Origin of the sequence: Microbulbifer mangrovi (genome assembly GCF_002009015.1) — a bacterium.
GTDB classification, from domain to species: Bacteria; Pseudomonadota; Gammaproteobacteria; order Pseudomonadales; family Cellvibrionaceae; genus Microbulbifer; species Microbulbifer mangrovi.
In genome coordinates, this window is the sequence record NZ_LZDE01000275.1 from 1 (window position 1) to 21,360 (window position 21,360).

General features: G+C 58.1%; 24 protein-coding genes and 1 pseudogene. 6 read left to right on the plus strand and 19 right to left on the minus strand.

Features of this window, described 5'->3' with window-relative positions; translation table 11 throughout:
• Window positions 1-69: 69 nt before the first annotated feature.
• Both yrfG and B4U49_RS06065 read right to left on the minus strand, forming a co-directional pair.
• Entirely contained in the window at window positions 70-732 is a 663-nt protein-coding gene (gene yrfG / locus B4U49_RS06060; protein ID WP_078083682.1) for a GMP/IMP nucleotidase, read from the minus strand.
• A 61-nt stretch (window positions 733-793) separates the two neighbouring features.
• Entirely contained in the window at window positions 794-1,483 is a 690-nt protein-coding gene (locus tag B4U49_RS06065; protein ID WP_078083683.1) for a lysoplasmalogenase, read from the minus strand.
• A gap of 181 nt (window positions 1,484-1,664) precedes the next feature.
• Between B4U49_RS06065 and cysK the strand changes: the two genes are divergently transcribed.
• The 5 genes from cysK to B4U49_RS06090 all read left to right on the plus strand — a co-directional run bounded on the left by cysK (window position 1,665) and on the right by B4U49_RS06090 (window position 5,142).
• On the plus strand, window positions 1,665-2,582 hold the full coding sequence (gene cysK, locus B4U49_RS06070; protein WP_078083684.1) for a cysteine synthase A: 918 nt from the start codon (window positions 1,665-1,667) through the stop codon (window positions 2,580-2,582).
• 186 nt (window positions 2,583-2,768) lie between these two features.
• Window positions 2,769-3,605: a 3'(2'),5'-bisphosphate nucleotidase CysQ gene (cysQ, locus tag B4U49_RS06075; protein ID WP_078083685.1), complete on the plus strand. Its 837-nt coding sequence runs from the start codon at window positions 2,769-2,771 to the stop codon at window positions 3,603-3,605.
• 108 nt (window positions 3,606-3,713) lie between these two features.
• Window positions 3,714-3,932 (plus strand): hypothetical protein, encoded by a 219-nt coding sequence (locus B4U49_RS06080; RefSeq protein WP_143735557.1) that lies wholly within the window; start codon window positions 3,714-3,716, stop codon window positions 3,930-3,932.
• A gap of 262 nt (window positions 3,933-4,194) precedes the next feature.
• Window positions 4,195-4,470, plus strand: a complete 276-nt coding sequence (locus tag B4U49_RS06085; protein ID WP_078083687.1) for a type II toxin-antitoxin system HicB family antitoxin — start codon at window positions 4,195-4,197, stop codon at window positions 4,468-4,470.
• Between the two features lie 87 nt (window positions 4,471-4,557).
• Window positions 4,558-5,142: an outer membrane protein gene (locus tag B4U49_RS06090; RefSeq protein ID WP_078083688.1), complete on the plus strand. Its 585-nt coding sequence runs from the start codon at window positions 4,558-4,560 to the stop codon at window positions 5,140-5,142.
• Window positions 5,143-5,195: 53 nt separating this feature from the next.
• On the opposite strand, the gene B4U49_RS06095 is transcribed toward B4U49_RS06090, so the two are convergent.
• The 9 genes from B4U49_RS06095 to B4U49_RS06135 form a co-directional block, all read right to left on the minus strand.
• Complete coding sequence (locus B4U49_RS06095) at window positions 5,196-6,254, minus strand: hypothetical protein (RefSeq protein WP_078083689.1); 1,059 nt, start codon at window positions 6,252-6,254, stop codon at window positions 5,196-5,198.
• Window positions 6,255-6,340: 86 nt separating this feature from the next.
• Complete coding sequence (locus B4U49_RS06100; RefSeq protein ID WP_143735558.1) at window positions 6,341-6,811, minus strand: hypothetical protein; 471 nt, start codon at window positions 6,809-6,811, stop codon at window positions 6,341-6,343.
• 46 nt (window positions 6,812-6,857) lie between these two features.
• On the minus strand, window positions 6,858-8,186 hold the full coding sequence (locus tag B4U49_RS06105) for a DUF58 domain-containing protein (RefSeq protein WP_078083691.1): 1,329 nt from the start codon (window positions 8,184-8,186) through the stop codon (window positions 6,858-6,860).
• Window positions 8,183-9,214 (minus strand): AAA family ATPase, encoded by a 1,032-nt coding sequence (locus tag B4U49_RS06110; RefSeq protein ID WP_078083692.1) that lies wholly within the window; start codon window positions 9,212-9,214, stop codon window positions 8,183-8,185. The genes B4U49_RS06105 and B4U49_RS06110 overlap by 4 nt, the downstream gene beginning before the upstream one ends.
• Window positions 9,211-10,548 carry a DUF4350 domain-containing protein gene (locus B4U49_RS06115; protein ID WP_078083693.1) on the minus strand — a complete coding sequence of 446 codons (1,338 nt, stop codon included), beginning with the start codon at window positions 10,546-10,548 and terminating at the stop codon, window positions 9,211-9,213. Before B4U49_RS06115 ends, B4U49_RS06110 begins: the two co-directional genes overlap by 4 nt.
• On the minus strand, window positions 10,545-12,146 hold the full coding sequence (locus B4U49_RS06120; RefSeq protein ID WP_078083694.1) for a hypothetical protein: 1,602 nt from the start codon (window positions 12,144-12,146) through the stop codon (window positions 10,545-10,547). Before B4U49_RS06120 ends, B4U49_RS06115 begins: the two co-directional genes overlap by 4 nt.
• A complete protein-coding gene (locus B4U49_RS06125; protein ID WP_078083695.1) occupies window positions 12,143-13,144 on the minus strand; it encodes a stage II sporulation protein M in 1,002 nt (333 codons plus the stop codon). The genes B4U49_RS06120 and B4U49_RS06125 overlap by 4 nt, the downstream gene beginning before the upstream one ends.
• Entirely contained in the window at window positions 13,141-13,929 is a 789-nt protein-coding gene (locus tag B4U49_RS06130) for an RDD family protein (protein WP_078083696.1), read from the minus strand. Before B4U49_RS06130 ends, B4U49_RS06125 begins: the two co-directional genes overlap by 4 nt.
• A gap of 74 nt (window positions 13,930-14,003) precedes the next feature.
• Entirely contained in the window at window positions 14,004-14,747 is a 744-nt protein-coding gene (locus B4U49_RS06135; protein WP_078083697.1) for a DUF2189 domain-containing protein, read from the minus strand.
• Between the two features lie 321 nt (window positions 14,748-15,068).
• Here B4U49_RS06135 and B4U49_RS06140 point away from each other — a divergent pair, with 321 nt between their 5' ends.
• Window positions 15,069-15,458 (plus strand): DUF2237 family protein, encoded by a 390-nt coding sequence (locus tag B4U49_RS06140; RefSeq protein ID WP_078083698.1) that lies wholly within the window; start codon window positions 15,069-15,071, stop codon window positions 15,456-15,458.
• A gap of 347 nt (window positions 15,459-15,805) precedes the next feature.
• Here the strand turns inward: B4U49_RS06140 and B4U49_RS06145 are convergent, their stop codons facing one another.
• The 8 genes and pseudogenes from B4U49_RS06145 to B4U49_RS19090 all read right to left on the minus strand — a co-directional run.
• The gene (locus tag B4U49_RS06145) at window positions 15,806-16,600 is read right to left on the minus strand and encodes a LuxR C-terminal-related transcriptional regulator (RefSeq protein WP_078083699.1); all 795 of its coding nucleotides are present in this window, start codon (window positions 16,598-16,600) and stop codon (window positions 15,806-15,808) included.
• 138 nt (window positions 16,601-16,738) lie between these two features.
• Window positions 16,739-17,536: a LuxR C-terminal-related transcriptional regulator gene (locus tag B4U49_RS06150; RefSeq protein WP_078083700.1), complete on the minus strand. Its 798-nt coding sequence runs from the start codon at window positions 17,534-17,536 to the stop codon at window positions 16,739-16,741.
• Window positions 17,537-17,887: 351 nt separating this feature from the next.
• The gene (locus tag B4U49_RS06155; protein ID WP_078083701.1) at window positions 17,888-18,922 is read right to left on the minus strand and encodes an AgmX/PglI C-terminal domain-containing protein; all 1,035 of its coding nucleotides are present in this window, start codon (window positions 18,920-18,922) and stop codon (window positions 17,888-17,890) included.
• 17 nt (window positions 18,923-18,939) lie between these two features.
• Window positions 18,940-19,461, minus strand: a complete 522-nt coding sequence (locus B4U49_RS06160; RefSeq protein WP_078083702.1) for an ExbD/TolR family protein — start codon at window positions 19,459-19,461, stop codon at window positions 18,940-18,942.
• 1 nt (window position 19,462) lies between these two features.
• Entirely contained in the window at window positions 19,463-19,996 is a 534-nt protein-coding gene (locus B4U49_RS06165; RefSeq protein WP_078083703.1) for an ExbD/TolR family protein, read from the minus strand.
• 59 nt (window positions 19,997-20,055) lie between these two features.
• Window positions 20,056-20,742 (minus strand): MotA/TolQ/ExbB proton channel family protein, encoded by a 687-nt coding sequence (locus tag B4U49_RS06170; protein WP_078083704.1) that lies wholly within the window; start codon window positions 20,740-20,742, stop codon window positions 20,056-20,058.
• Window positions 20,743-20,877: 135 nt separating this feature from the next.
• Window positions 20,878-21,141 carry a hypothetical protein gene (locus B4U49_RS06175; RefSeq protein WP_143735559.1) on the minus strand — a complete coding sequence of 88 codons (264 nt, stop codon included), beginning with the start codon at window positions 21,139-21,141 and terminating at the stop codon, window positions 20,878-20,880.
• Between the two features lie 3 nt (window positions 21,142-21,144).
• Window positions 21,145-21,360: pseudogene (locus B4U49_RS19090) on the minus strand (tetratricopeptide repeat protein); the annotation flags it as partial.

Sequence of the window (21,360 nt, forward strand, 5' to 3'; positions counted from 1 at the left end):
GTTCACAGCGGTCCTGAAAACCCTTGCCCGGTGCTCGGCCGCCACAATAGGTAAAACCGCGAGCGCGTATTACGAGCGCCCGCCCCCTAATATCTCATCAAAGTCGTGAATCGCTGGGAAATCGGTAATTTCCCGAGCCGGGTTTTTGCTGTCCGGTTGGCGGATGCACAGCAGGTGCTCGATGCCGTATTCCCGCGCGGCACCGAGGACATGCAGGTTGTCATCCACAAACAGGGTGCGCGAGGGATCAAATGGCTGGCGTTCCTGCAGGGAGTGCCAGAACAGAGTGCTTTCTTTGGCGTGCCCCAGATCGTGGGAAGAGATGATTTCATCCAGCCACTGATCGATACCGGTGATTTCCAGCTTGTGGCTCAGGCCATCCGGGTGGGCATTGGTTACCAGCAGTGCGCGTTTGTTCATTTCGCGCAGGTTGCGCAGGAAATTGTCCGTGTGTGGCCGCAGCGCGATACGGTCCTCGATCTCGCGATAGATTGCCGGAACATCCAGTTTCAGTACATCCGACCAGTAGTGCAGGCAGTACCAGTCCAGGGTACCGCGCAACTCATCGGTCATACGGATCACCAGCGCCTGCGCCTCCGCAACCGGAATGCCATTGGCCTCCGCATAGCGCAGCGGCAGGTGCTCCATCCAGAAATGATTGTCGTAATGCAGATCCAGCAGGGTGCCGTCCATATCCAACAGCACCGTATCGATCCGATTCCAATCCAGCATATTCAGTCCACTTCCCCGCCCGGCTGGGAGGCTGTACAAAAAAACGCCGGATATTATGCCCCTAAGCCCGGCGAACCACCAAATCTGCCCGGATCAGGCCCAGAATCAGCAGCGCCTGGGCCAGATAATAGGTCAGCATGATCCAGGTGCCCGCCATTGCAACCGGCGCCACGAAGCGATTGAGAGCGATCAGCGCGTCGGAAACCATAAACGTCACCGCGCCGGCAAACAGCAGCGATGAACCGCTGCGGTGGGCCGCCGCGGACAGCGCCATGGTTACTATCGCCACGATGTAAAATACCACCGGCAGGGCCATTTCGCCGGCAGCGGGCAATACCTGTCGCGCCAGCAGCAGGGCCGCCAGCACCACCGCAGCCCCACGCAGGGCGAAGTGGCGGCTGCTAGCCTGGGCGCCGCGCAGAAAATTACCGGCGTAGGTCAGCTGGGCCAGCAGAAAGGCCCCCAGGCCGAACAGGAAATGGTTCGGGAACGCTACCGCCAGCAGCACATCCCCGGTAGCGGAAAAAGCCAGTGCCGCCAGCGCCAGTGTGCGCTCGAGGCCGCGCAGGTGGCGGGCTGCCAGTCCCGCAAGCAAGGCAATGGGCACTATCTTCAGTGCCGCCATCCACAGCGCCTGTACTCCGGATGCGTCCAGTGCCATATATACGGCACCACTCAGCACAAACAGGGCGATGGGAACAAAATTCTGCATGGGTATTTCTGGCCGGGTGGTCATCGCGTTATCGGACATGTTGGCTTCAGTATCCTTTCTAATCTTTTTTGCTTTGTTACTTTTTTTATCTTTACAGTGCTAGCGAGTATTCTTGCGCGAGTATTCGTCAAACTGCGTGGCGGTTCAATCGACCAGCTCGCGAACTGCGACGGACGTGCAACAATTCTCTGAATCAGACCATCACCTCACGGAGCGACAGATGAAGGCCAATAATATTCTCGAAACCATCGGCAACACCCCGCATGTGCGGCTCAACCACCTGTTTCGGGACGATATCGAAGTGTGGATGAAGGTGGAACGCTTCAACCCCGGTAGCAGCATCAAGGACCGGATTGCCCTGGGTATGATCGAGGATGCCGAGGCCAGCGGCGCACTGAAGCCCGGTGGCGTGATCGTCGAGCCCACCTCAGGCAATACCGGCATCGGCCTCGCCATGGTGGCGGCGGTGAAGGGCTACCGCCTGATCCTCACCATGCCGGAATCCATGTCGGTGGAGCGCCGCAAGATCATGAAGGCACTGGGTGCTGAACTGGTTCTTACGCCCAAGGAAAACGGTATGCCGGGGGCCATCGCCAAGGCCGAGGAAATACTCGCCGAGCACGACAATAGCTGGATGCCCCAGCAGTTCACCAACCCGGCCAATGTGACGGCGCACAGAAACACCACCGCCCGGGAAATCCTCGCCGACTTCCCGGAGGGCCTCGATTACCTGATTACCGGTGTCGGCACCGGTGGCCACATCACCGGTTGCGGTGAAGTTATGAAAGCCTCCATGCCGGACCTGAAGGTACTGGCAGTGGAGCCGGAAAAATCCCAGGTGATTGCCGGCAAGGAAAAGGGGATGCACCGTCTGCAGGGTATCGGCGCCGGGTTTGTGCCGGAAGTGCTGAACAGGGAAATACTCGACGGCACCATCCCGGTGACTGAAGAGGACAGTTTCGAGATGGCCCGCCAGTGCGCCCTGAAAGAGGGAATCTTTGTGGGTATCTCATCGGGCGCCTCCCTCGCCGCACTCAAACAGCGGGAGCAGGAGCTGGCCCCGGGCAGCCGCGTGCTGGTATTCAGCTACGATACCGGTGAACGCTATCTGTCTATCGAAGACCTGTTCAGCGCCTAGCCCGTCCTGTGCCAGTAAAGGCGGTGGAGCAACAATGCGGGTGCGCCCGACGGCCACCCGCGCGCCAGAATACCCGTCGATTCTTTCCGCCTCACTGCAGCGAGAGGGTTGCAGGTCCCCCAAGCTGCCGCGAGGTGCGTATAATCCCCGGCTTCAGTATTTTAAGTATCAGTTTTTGGGGGAATCATGGGGAACGTAGTGAACAGGGATCTGCTGGATCAGGTCATCGCCATCTCGGTAGCGGCCGGAGAGGCCATTCTCGAGGTGTACAACGCCAGTGGCGAGATTGAAGTCGATACCAAGTCAGATGATTCTCCGGTGACCGCCGCCGACCTCGCCGCCCACAAGATTCTTGCTCCGGCCCTGGAAAAGCTGCTGAAAGATGTGCCGGTACTGTCCGAAGAGGGCGAAATGCCGACCTTCGAACAGCGCAGCCAGTGGGACCGCTACTGGATTATCGATCCGCTGGACGGTACCAAGGAATTCATCCGCCGCAATGGTGAGTTCACCGTCAATGTCGCGCTGATCGAAAACGGCGAGCCGGTACTGGGGGTGGTGCACGTACCGGTGCTGGATATCACTTACGCCGGCGCCAAATCCCTGGGTGCCTTCAAGCGCGATAGCGGCGGCGAAACGCCGATTTCCGTTCGCGCCATGGGCCCGCGCCTGGAAGCCAAACAGGCCATCGAAGTGGTCGCCAGCCGCAGTCACGGCGCCGGTGCAGTGGACGCCCTGCTGTCCCGTATCGAGGGCAGCCTGGGTGAAACCGGTCTCAAGAATATGGGCAGCTCCCTCAAACTGTGCCTGGTAGCGGAAGGTGCCGCGGATCTCTACCCGCGCCTGGCGCCCACTTGTGAGTGGGACACTGCTGCCGCTCAGGCGGTTGTGGAAGCCGCGGGCGGTATTGTGGTGGACGACAAGTTTGCGCTGCTGCGCTACAACCAGAAGGAAGAGCTGCTGAACCCATTTTTCTATGTCATCGGTGACCGCGACTTCGACTGGAAGTCCCTGTTGCTGGGTTGAGTCGCTGGAAACTTTTCCGTCGACAGGTAAAAACTGGTCTAGGCTTTAGCGTATACCCCGGCCGTTGTGTTGTTTTTGGCGACGGCCGTCAATCGCGAGGTAACGCCTGTGACCAGTCACCGCACCGCTAGTGTGTGTTCGCATGTGAATATCAGTGAAGAGGAAACCCGCCACCTGCGCTATCGCCTGCAAACAGAGATTACCTGGCTTTCGCGGCAGGTTCAGGACCTGCAGGGCGCGGCGGAATCCCTCGATATTTCTTTGATGCAAACCTACCGGGAAATGCTCTATTCCCGCCGCGCCCTGCTCGGGCGTATTCCGCGCTGAAAGCAATCCCCAACTCGCTACCTGCCCCTTAGTGAGCCGGACGGCCATTAAATAAACCGTGGATAAAAAATAACGACGCACTTGTCGGTACTGACGAGTGCTGCGTTGCACGTGGCGTTTTAATTTGGGAATTTTTTCATCTTTTGATGAGGGGCGCGTGATAGCGTCGCGTAAATATTTGCCCGCTTGAGAATTTTGTTCAACTTCCGGCAATTGGGTCTACGCTTGGTGGGATAAAAGCTAACTTAAAAGAGAATTTCCCATGCGCTACCCGGTTGTGGTCCACAACATAGAATTTGCCGGATACGGAGCCATCGCGCCCGACCTTCCCCACTGCCATTGCCATGGCGAAACTCTCGAAGATGTGCTGCAAAAAATGGCGGAAACTATTGTTGAGCGTCTCGATGAATTGCAGGCCGCCGGCGATCCTCCGCCGCAACCTGGCGAGCTCGATCTGCTGCGCAAAAACCCCGCTTTTGTCGGCGGTGTTTGGGCCATTATCGATATCGAACAAAATGCATTGACTCCGAGATCCTGAGCGGATTTCGCGGGACTGCCCAGCTTCGGTAAAGCGTCAATAATTTCCGCAACTTCAGAACCAGTATATTTACCAAGGATGGTGACAATGAAAGGTCTGGTATTCCTTCTGGCCCTGTTCGCTTCCAGCGCAGCACTGGCGCAGTGGAACAACCCCATCGACGGCTATTGCAACGGCGAATATCACATCGTGGGTACCGTGGGGCTCGGTGTCGGCGAACTACAGATCAATGACGAACAGGATTTTGCTGGCTACGGCAGCATCGGCGTGACCCCGGATGCCGGTATCTGGCAGGTGGAATTACGCTATACCGGTTTTGATGACGGCAGTGTTTCGGTGGACCAGTGGGGTATCGGTGCCAAGGTCGACTTCACCATGACCTGTGATGTGCAGTGCCTGTACTGGATGGTAGGCTGGAATTACGGCGAATTTGATGTGGATACCATTACAAGACGGGAAGGGATCTACGCGGTTAATGACGACACCGACGACAGTTACTGGAACGCCGGTGTTGGCTATCGGTACAAATGGACGGAAAGCTTCAACACCTCTATCGAGTACAACTACAACGATGTGGATGCGCGGGTGCGCTACGTCGACGATGTGACAGAAGAGCGTTTCAAACTGGGACACCTGCGTACCCTGACGTTGAATTTCAGTTTCGAGTTTTGAATGTGTACCCCGGCCGGTAGTAATGGCCGGGGCGCAAAAAAGACCGCGAGGGTTTAGAGCGCGTAGGACAGACTCAAATTAAGCCCGTCATCCCTTCCCAGCTGGTAGCCGTTGAAGTGCGCCGACACCGAGCTGGTCCATTCCAATCCCAGTCGCACACCAGCCAGGCGACCGCGCTGTGCTACCAGATTGGCACCCAGTGCCAAATCCACAAACTCGCCACCGTAATTGGCCTGTAAATCTGCCGGGCTGGCGTGATTGTGCGGGCCGTTATAGTGCCCATTGATATCGTGTTGCTTGGTATAACCCAGGCGTATGGAAAGACTCACCCAATCCTGCAGCCGGTAAGCGCTCCAGGCGGTGGCGGCGTAGCGCTCGCCAAACTGGAAGCCGGATTTATTCTCGTGCTCCATCGGCAGCCGGGCACTGCCCTGGGCACCCCAGCTGATACGATCGCGCGCGCCGTTGTAGGTGATGGCCGGCAGCAGGTCCCAGGTCCCGCTGCCCAGTTGCATGCCGTAGTGCACATAGCTGCCGTTGCTATTTTTTTTATCCACGTCACCGGTGGGTGCACTGATCCCGAATGTACCGTGCAGTTTGTGGGTGGGTCCGTTGGACAGCCGGAACAGGCCGCTGACAACGGTATCGCCGATACCACTGGTACCGTGGCTGTGGGTTCCTTGCATCGGCATGTCCGCTGCCATCTCCATAGCCATACCGCCATCGCCGCCGCCAGACATCGCCATGGTCATATCCATGGACATGGTCTGTGGCATCAGCATCAGGGTCAGGTTGTCATTGACCGCGTACATGATGTCCAGCATGTGCATTTCCATGGCCATGGCCGTGGGCACCATTGAGTAACCGTCTGCGGCCGCCGCGGCTGCGGTGGCTTTACTGGAGCCGTAAAACAGTCCTGAGAATTCCTGGCGCGTATAGCGATAACCCATCATCCACTCCCCTTGTTTATGCAGGTGATCTGCCATGACGCCCGCGGGGGCGTGGATTTCCGGCAGATAGGTTGGGGATGCATTGTCGTGGGACTGCGCCGGCAAGCTGGCCAGGGTCAGCGGGGCTGCGATTGCCAGCAGGTTGCGGTTGAAGTTTTTCATGTTTAGTTCCTGAATTTTTTGCACGGGCGCGCGCGCTCACCATGAGTGCGCGTACGATTAAAAATTTGAATCGGTGGGTAATGCGATCAGGAAAAGAGGGGAGGCGCCCGTCCGGGTGGGGTCAGGAATGCGGGTTCGGATGCGGTATTCGTACCGGCATACCAGCGGCGCGGCAGGGAGATTTTCGCCGTGCCGATGTAAATATCCGGGTCGCCAACAGCGGCGATACCGGCGCTGGAGAATGCACAGTGATTATCAGAGAAGTGCTTGGCGGTTGCGTCGTCGTGCTGGTGCGCTGAAGTCGGCGAAGATAGAAGCGTGGACTGTCGGTGGTGGCTGTGGTGACCGTGTTCCGGGGGAACGATGCCGGCAAGTAACAGCGCGCTGCGCGCATCGCCGTGACACAGCTGGTACAGGGAGCCCGCGGAAACCGCAGAGGGCATAAAGCCGTTGGGCACCAGCCCGCGCACCGCGAGAAATACAGCCAACAGCGATACCGCCAGCCAAACAGGCAGCTGTGGACGGAAGTGCATGGTGGTTGTCGGATTTCGGTTCACGGCTCAGTGTTACGGATTTTTCCGGTGGGAGAATTGTTCGATTGGCTCAGAGTCTACCACTGCGCTTGAGTTGCCAGTAGGTTTCCACCAGCGACATATGCATCGCCGACGGCAGTGCATCTGCAAGAATGGTATTGCGCGCGCGCAATTGCTGCAGCAGCCTGTCCCGGCGCTGCACAAAATCTTTTCCCGCCCCGTGCATCAGTGCATCGTCAAAGTCCGCGACTGGTTTTTCCAGCAGTTCATCCAGCACCCGTTCCCGCAGACAGGCCACCATCACCAGGTGGTGACGGGACAGCTGCTGAACCGCAGCGGTCAGGTCTTCGCTGTCCTCGTCGCGCACATTGGTCAACAGGATAACCAGCGCGCGCCGTTGCTGACGTGCGAGTAGCTGTTCCGCGGCGTCGGTGTAATCGCTGTGGGCGGTGCCCGAGTGCAGGTCGTAAACGTGGTTGAGCAGCAGGTTGATCGCGCCCTCTCCTTTTACCGGCGGCAGGCGGCTGTGATCGCCGGCAAAGCACTGCAGGCCAACCGCATCGCCCTGGCGAATCGCCACATAGGCGGATAGCAGCAGCGCGTTCAGGGCGTGATCGAAGTGGCTGAGGTCGCCGTCGCGGGTACGCATTCGCCGGCCGCAATCCAGCAGGAAAATGATTTCCTGATCTCGCTCATCCTGGTACTCCCGGCTGATCAGTTTTTGCATACGCGCGCTGGCGCGCCAGTCAACCTGTCGCTGGCTGTCCCCGCGGCGGTATTCCCGCAACTGGCGGAAGTCCAGACCCTCACCGCGACGCTGCTGCTGGTGAACGCCCATGTAGCGCAGGGACTGTTCCGTCGACAGGGCCTGCAGGGAAGAGATACCGAGGAAATTCGGGTAAACCTTTACCGCTTGGGTCTCTCCAAACAGCACCCGGCGCTGCCAGAGTTGCCACGGTGAGCTCACCAGGGCCTCCAGGTGACCAAACGCAGCCAGGCCGCGGCGCACCGGTGTGGCGCGGTAGCGGGCGTGAACTTCCTGCCCGGGAGACAGGTGTATCTGTCGCGGCAGGTCGCGCCCGCGCAGCTCTGCGGGGGTTTGGTCGGTTAGTAGCAGGGAGAGGGGGCGCGGACCTTGGTTTTCCAGGTCGAGCTGGATTTCCTGCTCGACACCCAGCGCCAGGTTGCCGGGCAGCCTGCGGTGGCCACTGAGGCCGTTGCAGTGACGCCCGGTGGCGAAGTCGAGGGCGCAGGCCAGTGTCAGCGTACCCAGTCCCAGCCACCACACGTTGGTCAGCAGCCCGGCCGCGGACGGCCACCAGATACGCGCGGCGCTGACCGCCAGCGCACACAGCGCAGCGATCAGCAGCAAGCGGATAAGAAGCGGCGATGGCTTCACAGCCGCGGCGCCTCCACGGATTCGATGATCTGTGCCAGCACCGAGTCGGCGGTCTCGCCGTCAATTTCCATATCCGGCGACACCGCCACGCGATGGCGCATCACCGGAATGGCCATGGACTTGATATCGTCCGGCAGCACAAACTCGCGTCCTTCCAGCAGGGCGTGGGCGCGCGCTGCGAGAATCAGGCCGATACTGGCGCGGGGGCCGGCGCTGCGGCGCAACTGGGACGATTCGCGGGTGGCGCGGACCAGGCGTACGGCGTAACTCAGAACCTGCTGATCCACCTGGATTTGTGGAACCAGCGCCTGCAGCTGTTGTAGCTGCACGGCGTCAAATACTGCCTCGATACCGTGGCGCAGTTTCTCTTCGATCTGCCCGCCACTGGCCGCGGCCGCCAGTGCCTCTTCGGCCTGCTGGCTGGGGAAGTCGATCAGCACCTTGAGCAGGAAGCGGTCCAGTTCTGCTTCCGGTAGCGGGTAGGTGCCCTCCTGTTCTACCGGATTCTGGGTGGCCAGCACCATGAACGGGCGCGGGGTGGCGAGGGTCTCACCGTCGATGGTCACCTGGTGTTCCTGCATCACCTCCAGCAGTGCCGCCTGGGTTTTGGCGGGCGCGCGGTTGATTTCATCTGCCAGTAGCAGGTTGGTAAACACCGGGCCGCGACGCACCTCGAAGCGGCTTTCCGCCATGTGGTAGATGGCGTGGCCGGTGACATCTGCGGGCATCAGGTCGGGCGTGAACTGGATGCGGCGGAAGTCGCCGCCAAAGCCCTTTGCCAGGCTGCGCACCAACAGGGTCTTGCCGAGCCCGGGTACACCTTCCAGCAGCACGTGTCCGCCCGCCAGCAGTGCGATAAGCACCTGATCTACCACTGCCGGCTGGCCAATGATCACCTGGTTGATCCGGGTGCGCAGCAGGTTTACCTGCTCGCTCGCCCGCTGGTAGGCGCTCTGTGGTTGCCCCTGGGAGGCGGTTTCGGGTTGTGCGGGATTGACCGGGTTCTGGTCCAGGGTGGAATCGCTCATAGGGCGGCCTCGATGATCTGGATGCTGCGCATGCGCGCGGTAAAGTCGTCTTCGCTGTGGGGCGCCGCGCCCCACAGGGTGTCAAAAATATCGCGGGCGGCGAGCCCGGTGGCGGCTGCGACCGATTCGGCGAGCTGCTGTTGCTGTTCCGCGGCCAGATGCCCGCGTACCGCGAGCTTGTGTAGTAGCGGCGCGCGCGCCCGTTCGAACAGGTTTTCCGCCCGCTCCTGGCGCCAGTAAAAGTTGCCGCAGGCACGGATATGTTCCAGTAGTGAACGGCGCTCACTGGCCGGTGTCGGCATTACTGGACCGAAGCGGCGGCTGCGATTGGCGATCCACGCGGCCAGTGCCAGTAGCCCGGCGAGAAACAGTTCCAGTGCGTAGCGCTGAATCAACTCGCTGAGCGTTTCGAAGCGCGGTCGGGTGATCATCACCAGGCTGCGTTCGCCCACCAGGTGGGCGAGGAAATAAGCGTGGTCGAATTCACCGATGCGGTCGTTGTGCCACAGGGCGCCGTCGGTCATCAGGGTGAGTCGACCGCGGCCACGCTCGTGATACACCAGCGGCGACTGGGTGGGAATATTCTGGAAAGTCACCCAGCGCAACAGATAGCCGTCGAGATCGGTATCCGCACTCTGTCCCATCATCTCGTGGACAAGTACCTTGCGCGGATTGAAATACAGTGCGTAGCTGGCACCGCTATCACTGGTGAGGTTCACCAGCTTTTCCGGATCGACATCCGGATTGCGGGGCTGAACAGAAGCGCTTTGTTCCGCGCTGCCGTTTTCGGGCTCTGCTTCGTCTCTATTTTTTTGCTCAGCAAGCTTGCGGTTGTGTTCCCGCATCATTTTGCTTGCCGATGGATTTTCCTTCAGTTCGTCGGCGTCCTCACCGAACATTTCCCTTATCTGGGAGTTGAAGTAAAAGTCCAGGTCGCCGCTGGTGACACCCAGTCCCAGCGCGTTCAGTAACAGGTCCTGTTCGTGTTCGCCGTCGCCACTGCCGTGGGCAATGACGATGGCGTGGCCACCGGCCTCGACCCAGTCGAGCAGCTCGCGCAGGCGATCATCGTTGTAGATTTGGCTGGAGCTCGCCAGGAACAGTGCATCGCCTTGTTTGAGCGTGGAGAGTACCGCGATATTGTCCGCGCGCCGGTGGGATATATCGAGCCGGTCGAGGAACCGCTCTGCAGCCAGAAAAGGATTGCGCCGCGCCTCGGGGCCGGGGCCCAGGTCAACCTCCTCGGTGTGCCGCTCGAAAAAATAAAGGAACAGCGCAGCGGCTGCGGCGAGCAGCAGCAGGGTCAGGGCAATGGCAACACGGCTGAATCTCACGGCGACTTCTCCCCTGCCTGGCCCTCGTGAAACACCTGTTGCCACTGGCGGCACAGAGTTTCCAGTTGCGTATTTGCCGGCGGCCGGTGAGCGTAGGCCTGACGCTGCCAGGTGGTGGTCAGCAGGCCGAAGAACTGTACCAGCGCCGGCTGCAGACGCGGGTCCTGTGTGGCTTCTTCGCGCACAAGCTGTGCGCACTCCGCCTCGGTGTGGTGATCCTCGAAGGCACAGTCGAAGCGCGAAATCAGGTTGGCCAGGCTGGCGCGGTACAGCAGGCCCATGGCTTCGCGCTGGGCGCCACAGCGCCACAATTTCAGCACTTCCGCGGTGACGTCGTCGGGCAGACTGTCGCTGCGCACATCGAGACCGAACAGGGTTTCCGGGCGCTGGACCTCGGCTGATTTACGCTGTGGGCGATAGCCGGCGAGACTGCGCAGGTGGTGGCGGAAATACCACAGCAAAAACATAATCAGTGCCGCGGCCGCGATCCACAACAGCAGTTCGATGATGCCCGCGACCAGCGGCCATAGCTCCCCTGCGTTCTCTTCTACCTGCTCGTCATCGTCTCTGCCGAGTCCTTCCAGCCACTCCATCAAGTTGATCAGCCATTGCGGAAATGCCCGTTCGCGGGATTTGAATTCTTTCAAACGCCAGCGACTCTGTAGCTCGCGCCGGTGGAAATTATCCTCGGCGAGGACCTCGTCGATCAGTTCTTCAGACTGGGCCGGTGTCGCCACGTCTGCTTGTGCCGGTGGCGGTACGGCGATGGTGCTACAAAGTATCAGGCCGATTGCGCACAGCAGCGAAGTTGCTGTCCCTGTGCGGACGCCGGCGGGCGACCGGCGGGTTGTCTTTTGTGATGCTTCAAGGCGCGTGCGCATTTTGCGAAAGTGGATTTCCAAATCCCAGGCTTCCAGTTCCACCCTGCGACCGATGTAGAGCATAAAACCGGCGTACACGTAAAACGGTGCCACCGCTGCCATTACCAGCAGCGAGACACCGTTGCTGATCCAGGACAGGAGTAGCGTGTTGCTATTTATTAATGGCAGCCAGTCGATCTCCAGTTGTTCAGGCAGCAGCATGTAGACCAGTGCCATTACGCCCAGGCTTAGGATCATCTCCACGTGCACACCGACGATATGCAGCCAGCTCGCGGTGCTGGCGGCTTTGCGATGCAGCAGGGACAGTCGCGTGGCGCGCGCCCTGCCGCTGGCGTTTTCCAGTACCGTGAGCGGCATATCGAAAGCGCGGGTGAAGCTGAGACGGCGCCAGCTGATCCAGGCGAACCAGTCGCGAGCATTGGCGCGGCGGAAATGGGAAAGTGCTTCGCGATTGTCCATGCTTTCACCGAACAGCTGTCGACTGGCCACCAGCAGGGGCAGCCGCTCGAATACCGGTTTGAGCCACCAGATGGCAAAAATCGCCCAGCCCGGGCTGTCGGGGAAAATTAACCCCAGTAGCAGGAACACCAGCGCTGCCGGAAACAGCCACAGGGCGGTCATCTGCAACCAGTGGCGGCGGGCCAGCAGAATACCCAGATCCACGGACTCCCAGCTGGAGCGCGGGCGGGCGTTAACGGCGAGGCGATCCAGGTTCACAGGCGGCTCCCGGCGGGGGCTGTCACCGGCAGGCGGCGACCGGCAAATACGCAGTAACTCACCACCAGAAGCCAGAAGCATCCGCCCACGGCGTACTTGATCCCGATACTGACCTCGGTACTGGAGGACCAGAAGGCCTCGAGGAAAGCGGCGATCACCAGCATCAGGAAGGTGCCGTACATTATTTTCATGGCCTCCTTACCTGCCTCGCGCAAGGATTGGCGGCGGCTCAGATTGCCGGGATTGACCAGGGAGTGTCCCAGACGCAGACCTGCGGCGCCGGCGAAAACGATGGCGGTAAGTTCAAAGGCGCCGTGGCCGATTACAAAAGGATAGAAGGTGCTGACGAAGCCCACGCGAGTGATATGGCCGAATACCGCACCGAGAAAAACGCCGTTTAATACGAGGAAAAAGATCGAGCCCAGCCCGAACAGAATACCGGTGGCAAAAGTCCGGAAGGCAATCCCGATATTGTTCTTGATATAAAACCCGAACATCAACAGGTCCGAGTCGGACCCGCGCTCGCGGCCCAGCACCCGGTTGGCCGGGTCGTACATGGATTCAATCTGCAGCACCTGCTCCGGCGACATCACTGCGTAGATCAGCGCATCGTTCCAGTAGCAGCCGAGACCCATCACCAGTGCCGGGGCCAGGAACAGACCGCAGGCCAGCCACACAAAGCGCGCCTGCTCTCGCAGCGCGCGGGGAAAGCCGGCAAAAATGAATTCCAGCCAACGGTGGCTGGACACATTTTTCTGCCGATAGAGTCGCTGGTGGCATTGCATTACCAGCTGGTTTAGACGCGCGATCAGGTTGCCGGTGTACTGGCGTTCTTTGGCCACTGCCAGGTGTTGGCACAGTCGGCGATAGTTTTGCGGGAGGTCGTCATTAGTGTCTGGTTCCCGGCCGACTTCGGTGTTCTTGCGGTATCCGGTTAACCAGTTTTCTATCAATTGCCACTGGCCTTCATATCGGCGCTCGAAATCCCGCTGCTTCACTGCGCCACCTCCGGTTGCGTCGGTGTATTTGTCGCCGTGGCTTTATTTTGCTGAGGCCGGCGTGCGCCAAGCAGCCATCGACCGATTCCATGCAGGCGGCGCAGACCGTCATCCCCGGACAGACCGGTGACCGGCTCGAGTAGATCGGCCAGTTCCTGCTGGCGCGCGCGGCTCAGTACATTGCTGCGTTCGGTCAGGCTGACGATGGCCTGCTGGTCCGCAAGTTGCAGGCCGCGCGGTGGCGGTGTGGGGGCGGCATCGGGCAATTCGCCGGTTTTTGCTACCTGTTCCCGGTATACCACCACGGTCCCCGCAGCGTAGTCACCGAGCCGCTGGAAATAGCGACCGCAGGACATGCTCAGAATACCAGCGAAATAACCGAAGGGGAGGAAGTCGGCAAAGCGCAGCAGATTGCGCATGATCGACGGCCCCCAGCCGATGGGGGTCAGGTTGTCGTTTACCACGGCAAGGGAAAATGCCTGCTTGCCGGGTGTCTGGCCGCGGCGCAGGACTTCAAACAGAACCGGGTAAAACCATTCCAGCAGGAAGGAACACAACAGCCACAGACCGATCCCGGTATTGCCGGCCACCCTGAGAGTGATGCCGAGCACCAGCAGTATCAGGCTGCGGTAAAAAAGATCCACCGTGTAGGCGAGTATGCGCGGTACCGGGCCCGCGACCTGGGCGGTCAGGTCGATCCCCTCGGGCGTTTCAATCTGGTACAGGGTGTCCAGACCCGTCTCGTCGGGGTTTGGTGGCGCTGCGCTGGCGGAGGTATCGTGCATCTGCTGTTGCTATTGTTGGGGCGGATAGATAGCCAGCGACGCCCCCCGGGGAGATGCCGCTGGCAACCCGGAAATCAGACTTCCGGATTGGCCTCGTGACCGCCGAACATGTTGCGGTAAAGAATACCGTAGGCAATGCTGAGGGTCGGGATTGCCCAGATCAGGCCAATCAACAGAGCCAGGAAACCGGCAAAGTACAGCAGCATCAACACGATCATAAAGCCGAATACCGGGAACCAGTGCTTGGTGACTGCCTTGCGGGAAACTTCCAGTGCCTGCCAGGGACCGAGATTTTTATCCACAATCAGCGGCAGCATCATCAGGTAGCCAATCATCAGGTAGATACCGGGAATGATCAGCAGGATAAAGCCCAGGGTGAGGAGCAGATACATCAGGATCATGCCGGCAGCCAGCGGCAGGATCTTGTCAAAATGGGCGAACACCTCGGTGCCGGAGACCTCTTCATTGCGTGCGATCTTTACACCGATCATGATCAGGCCGGCACCCAGCGGCGCGGTACCCAGCAGGATGAGGAGGTTTGCAAGGAGTGCGCCTACGCCCTGATTGGCTTCGGGGTCGGTAAAGGACCCACCGGTAAGCAGTGTTGCTACCAGGGTAATACCCATATAGGCAACGAAGTACAGCAATACGCCCAGCCATACGGTGCCTTTTTTCCCTTTACTGAGATCCCAGGCTTCGCTGAGGGTATCGCCAATGGCGACCTGATAGTCCCCCGCCAGTGCCTTGGGAATAGAGCCCGCGCCGCTACTCTGTTCACTGGCCAGGTCGGCCTGGGGCGCGTTGTAAATATCACTCATGGTCGAAATTCCTTGATCGAACTCTTTTTGTTATTGCTGCCCGCCGATTGCCAGTAACCGTTTTCCTGCACGGTACCGCAGCGGCAACAGGACCCGCAACGATAACACAGGTGAGCACCTGGTTGGCGCGTGTTTCCCGCCGGTGTAAGCGCCTGTAATTGGTGCGCCGACGGCGCTACTATTGCGTGGATTGCCTTGATGGCTGAGAGCAAGCCTGTCTGGCTACACGGGAAGTGGCTCAACGCGCTTTGGTTAAGATGGGTAAGATACCCGCCGCTGTGCGCGATACACCTGACTGATTAAATATGGGGAAAATTGAAGATGGCCATCACACAGGAAATGCACGACTCGAAAAATGTATTCGGTGAACCTCTTATTCCCTGTAGCACGCGACCGTTAACGGGTTTTTTCCGCGATGGTTGTTGCAATACCAATGATCAGGATTTTGGTTCTCATACGGTCTGTGTCGAAGTAACGGAAGCCTTTCTCAAGTTCTCCCGTGAGCGCGGCAATGACCTGAGTAATCCGGTGGAGGAATTCGGCTTTCCGGGTCTAAACCCGGGCGATCGCTGGTGCCTGTGCGCGGCTCGCTGGCTGGAAGCCCATGAAGCGGATATGGCACCGAGGGTTTACCTGCAGCGCACCCATGTACGAGCTCTGGAAACAGTCTCCCTTGAAATATTGCGGCAGTATGCGGTGGACCTGAACTGAACAGTTCTTATTGCGCGGCAAGGTAAAGAGACAGAGGCAAGAAGGGTGATCAAAAATAAAAATGCCCTGAAGCAAGCGTCCCGGCTTGCCCAGAGCGGACCTCACGGTCTAAACCAACTCACAGGATGAGAATTTGTTGGTGAGCTCGGTATCCTTACCTACCGACTGGGCTCTGTAGTGCAGGGTCGGCCGCTCAAGAGTTAGCTTGCGCTCACTTTGATTTTTCAACAATAGCCACTTCGAGCTCAAATGCGTGAATGGTGTCACGCTATTCCACACTTCTTTCTGTCGGCGATGACTGCGGATAAAACACTGGTATTTTTTCGCCTGGGTCGTCTGACGCACGATCAGATCAATCCCTCACTGATACATTTCGAAATCAGCTGACCTGTGGTCTTGCACTCGGCCTTCTTGAGAATGTTTTTCCGATGATTCTTGACCGTATTGGGGGAAATTTTCAGGGTTTCAGCAATTACGATGCTGGTCTTCCCCTGAGCGAGTAACCGCAGGATATCGTTTTCCCTGTCAGTAAACGGAGACGGTGCCGCCATGGGATTGTTGTTTTCATCGAATACATCGATGTTCAGGTAACTCTCGCCACCAAATAGATTCAACAGAGACAGCTTAAAATTGTTGGTGGTGGTTAGGTGGCTAATATCCGTATGGATGCCGAGTGACTTGGCTACACCGTGGGTTTCATCCGTGGCCAGGATCAGTGCCTGATGGTTGAACAGTCGGTAGCTGCCATCATTGGTTTTCAAGCGTGTGCAGTAAGATATCTTGTAATTCTTGACCTGTTCCATGCCGATGTCCCGGCTGAGAATGGTTATCGCGGCTTCTTCTGCCCGGGAAACAAATGCCAAATCGTCCGGGTGCACACGATCGATGATGTTCTGAATGTTGGTATCAGCGGGGGACAGGCCAAGAATCCTTTCGACCGAATCACTGACATACATGGGCTGGTCGACGTGCAGAAAGTCGAGCACATAGTAATAGGATGCGCCGGTGCTGAATGTGGCGGCAATGAACTGGTCCAGTTGTCGCTGTGGTAAAGCGATATCCCGCCGTGCGAAAAAGTCCGGCACATTGCGCCACGCACGCTGAATCAGGTTGTGCTCCGGTTGCGACTCGTCTACCCCCATGGCTACTGCCCTTTTCTTCTTGTTCTGACTCTATTTTGATTCCAGTTCTGTTTGCGCGAGTTTTGGAGGCCGGCGCAAAACAGGGGCGTATGTAAAGTAACGATACGATATATCGCACACACGCGTTTTTTATGTCAATCAGATTAAACCTTCGGTAATACAAGTGGCCAGGAGTTGGCTCATATTCTGGCAGCGAGCTTTTTTAAGGATGCGTTTCCGATGGTTCTTGATGGTGAATTCAGAGAGTGCCAGCTCCTTGCCGATTTCGGCACTGGTAAGCCCCCTGGCAACCAGTCGTATGACGGACATTTCCCGTTCGCTGAATACGGGGCGACTGGGCGTGGCATCTTCGAGACTGCCATCGACCTCCAGGTCCAGGTAGGACGGTTCCCCATTCATGCCGATCAGAGACAGGCGGTAGTTATTTTCCGCCGTCAGGTGTGAAATATCCGTATGTACATTCAGTGCCTTGCCGATGGCGCCGCGGGCGTCAGTACTGAGAACAATCGCCTGGTGGTTGAACAGGCGGTAACTACCATCTTTGACACGAAAGCGAAAACAGTAGGAAATCTTGTAGCTGGTGACTTTTTCAATGCCGATTTTCTGCTGAAAAATACGGATGGCTGTGGCTTCGGCCCGGGCGACAAAATCCATATCCTCCGGATGAATCTGGTCTAGGATATCCTGAAAAGTGATGGTTTCCAGGTCCAGGTCGTGCAGCTGCTCGACCTGGGGGCTTACGTAAACGAGATCAAGGTCAAACAGGTCAAACACGTAATGGTAAAACGCGCCATTGCTGAAAATTGAGCTGATCAGCTCATCGATTTTCAGCTGTGCAAGCTCGGTCTTGCGTTTTGCAAACATCTCGCTACGGTTCTTCCACACACCGGTCAGAAGCTCGGTTTGCGGGCGCTGCTCAAGATCGTTATCGACCATGAGTGAAGTCCTTTCCTGTTTTTATATTTTGCTTCAGCGGCGAGCTGGCTACGTCTGACTCAGGTAAGACGGCTGCCGATTTTCGTTATGTGACGGTCGTCACAAAATAACTGGGACTTTTGTATCAGATTTGATGCGCGCTTATCAACACTAATTGATATCAGTAGGAGAGCTAGGTAGCAGAATTCCTGTTATGTCAGGAAAGAATGGTTCTCGAGGACGCGTTAAGGTGGCGGGAGCCCGATGGAAACCCCAGGCTGCAATGGCCCGGCCAATATCGGTTCAACTGGCCGGGCACGCATATTGGGGGAACGGCAGGAACTGTTTAAGTCGCCTGAGAGGTGCCGCCCATCAGGACGGCAGGAAGTCGATGGAATAATTCAGTGTGGATTTCTCCACATTGGCCGCCCCGAAATTGATCAGGCGGATTCGCGCGAGTAGCTTGCGCTCCAGATCCGGGTTGTTCAGCTCGCTGCTGACCAGATTCACTGCAGAAATGGTGCCGTTGGCCTCAATGACCAGTTTCACCGTAACCTTACCGGCGAGGGTCGGGTCGCGACGCAGTGCGCGGTTGTAGATCGCAAAAATGGCCCCTTTATTGGCTTCCATAATCTGACGGATGGATTCCTCACCGCGGGTACCGCGCTCGCGTCGCGCTTCCTTGCTGCTGGACTTGGCAGCGGCGGTGGCTTCGGCCACTTCTACCTGAGTGGTTTCGCGACCGGACAACGCCGAGCCACCGGTATTGCGACTCAGCTGACCGGTATTGATACCACCACAGGACGCCTTGGATTGATCACTGATCAGGGAGCGGTCGATCTTCTGTGCCTTGTTGGCGCCACTGGCGAGACTGTTGGCGCTGGCTAACTCAGACACATCGAGACTGTCGCGCATATCCATCAGGTCGTCCTGCAGCTGCATCAGTCCGCTATTCGCTGCCTTTTCTCTTGCCTTGGCTACCTCAGCCGCCGGCGCCTTTTCGCTAAGCGGTTTCGGTTTTACCGTCTTGATCGGTTCCGGCTTGGGTTTTGGCTTTTCGACCGGCTTTGGTTTTTCCTTTTTTACCTCTTTGGGTTTTTGCTGCTTCTTTTCCACCGGTTTGGGTTTTGGTTTTTCCACCGGCTTGGGGAGTTCTTTCTTTTCCAGAATGACCCGTGCCAGCTGCGGGGGCAGCTTTTCCGCCTGTTCCCGCGTCAGCTCGGGCGCCGGTATAAAAGTGAACAGCGCACCGATAACTACAAATGCGGCAATCCCGCTTTTGAGGAATTTGTTAAAACGCTGGTCTTCTTCCTCGGTGGATGCCCAGGGCAACACGGAGTTGTAGTAGTGCCATGGCATCAGTGCCGGACGGCCAGAGGTTGCAGAGTGAGAAGCGAATGTCGTCATGCTGATGCGCCCCTCCCCTATTGACCGGCGGCCGGTGCGGCCGGGTCCTGTGGCGCCGTCTGGGTAACAGCGAGATCGATATCCCGGAAATCCGCGGCCGCGCAGGTGTTCATGATCTGTTTGAGCAACGCGTAGGGTACCTCCTCGTCACCGAGAATGGTCACCGGACGCCCCACCGCCTGCTTGTCTTCTGGCAGGGGCTCGGCGCGGCTGGCCAGATATTCGAGCTCATCCAGCAGGGGTTTGATCTGCTCCTGGTCCGCCGCGATATCGGCAATTTTTGCGATCATCCGGTTGCCCACCAGCAATTGATCCCCATTCACCCGCACCACGGTGGTGGTCTCCGGCTTCTCGGTGGAGGTGGATTCCGGGAGCGTGATGGTCTTGTCCGCCTGCAGTACCTCCACATCCGAGGAGTTCACCAGCAGGAAGAACACCAGGATGGTAAAAATATCCATCAGGGAAACCAGGTTCAGCTTTGTCTGTTTGTGCCGGCGCTGCTTGCGCCCTTTCAGCTTGCCGCCGATCGTCGCTTTCATATCACTTGCCTGCCAGCTGTTCGTCTTGGGCCTGTGCACCCAGTGCGGGTGCATCGCCGAGAGAAATCTGAGGAAACAGTTCCGCGTCTACTACCGAGGCTGCTACCACCGCGCGAAATGAGCGCGCGGTATCCATGGCGCTCACCAGGGTGCGATAGGGCGTGCCGGGCTCAGAGAGAATGACCAGGTCTTTCTTGTCGATATCTTTTTCCCGCAGGTTGCGCTTCACTTCCTGCAATACATCGGACACCAGCTTCAAATCCGGCTTCCCGTCCCGGTTGGGAATACGCTTTACACGGATTCCCGCCGGATAGTTGATGTCGATGTAGTCGGCGCGCAGCACCAGTTCCAGTTGCCGGTTCTCTTTCTGATCTTCCACACTGGCATCGCTCAACCCGGGGAGATTGAGGTTAAGTACGGAAATATGGGAGAACACCATATTCAGCAGCAATACGGGTACCAGCACGGTCATCAAACTCATAAATGAGGTGATGTCCAGATCCGGATCGGTTTCCAGCCTGCGTCGGATAGCCATGGCTCTCTCTTGTTATCTGACTTTTTATCGGATTACGCGTTGTGTGTGGGGACGTCCGCTTACGCGGTAGTCGCCGCTTTTGCCGTGGGGCGCGCTGCAGCGTCTGCCTTCTGGCCGCGGGTCAGGGTAATCAGGTTGAGGAACTTCACCCCGGCCATTTCCAGGCTGTCGATAATCTCGTTGGTTTTGTTCTGCAGCATGGAGTAGGCCAGCAGCAGCGGGATCGCAGAGATCAGGCCAAACGCTGTGGTGTTCATGGCTACGGAAATACTGGAAGAAAGCATGGAGGCTTTCTCGGAAGGGTCGGCGTTGGCCACCGCGGTAAATGCGGCGATCAGACCGATGATAGTGCCGAGCAGGCCGAGCAGTGTTGCGATATTGGCGAGGGTCGCCAGGTAGTTGGTGCGCTTTTCCAAGCGTGGTACGGCTTCGAGAATACTCTCTTCGATGGCCATCGCGATATTCTCATCCTTGCGCGCATGCTGTGCGGTGGAGATGCCGGCTGCCACGAGCTGGCCCATGGGCGCCTTTTCGTTCTGGGAGAATTTAAGTGCGGCGGCGAAGTTGCGCTGCTGCATCATGGGCAGGATCTGGCCGTAGGCGCGGCGATTGGCGAGCTTGGCGCGGGACAGGAATAACCAGCGCTCCACCACCAGCACAATGCCGATGACCAGCACCAGGGCGATGGGATACATGAAGGGGCCGCCGGTCTGGAAGAAACGCAGCAGTGTGTTAAAAAATTCCATGGTCAAATCTCCGGGACGTAAAGATTTTTTGTTGTTAAAAAATAATAAAACCGGCTGCCAGGCACCCGGCCTTGAAATCGTTATGAGGTGGTTTCGCTAGATGGCTGTCGTTGCTGTCGAGCGCCTTGCTTCTTTCTATTCTTCGGACTCTGTCTGCTGCAGCAACCCCATTTCCCGTTTCAACTCGGAATATTCCTGGTGTTGGAATGTGTGGCTGATCGCGTCGGGAATGGTGCTTTCAATTTTTTCCAGGCTGTTGGCCTGCTTCCAGGGGATGATGTACAACACCTTGGGCTGTTCCTGGCTACCGATGATGGTGGATTCCAGGGTGATCACCTCCCCCTCCTGAGCGCCAGCCGTCATGCTCGCAAGAAACAGCAGAATTGACAGTCTTCTCACCGGTTACAGCCTCCGTTCCAGATCCACGATCCAACCCGCCAGCACTCGATCTTCCTCTTGTTCCAGGGCCTTGGCCTCCCGGTAGTGATGCAAAGCCTGTTCCGGTTGGTGCAGGTACAGATCGTACAGGATCCCGAGATTGCGGTGGGCCAGTGCGAAATCCGGCCAGCGGGATAGTGCGCTGGTGTAAGCCTCACGCGCTTCGTCAAAGCGGCCCTG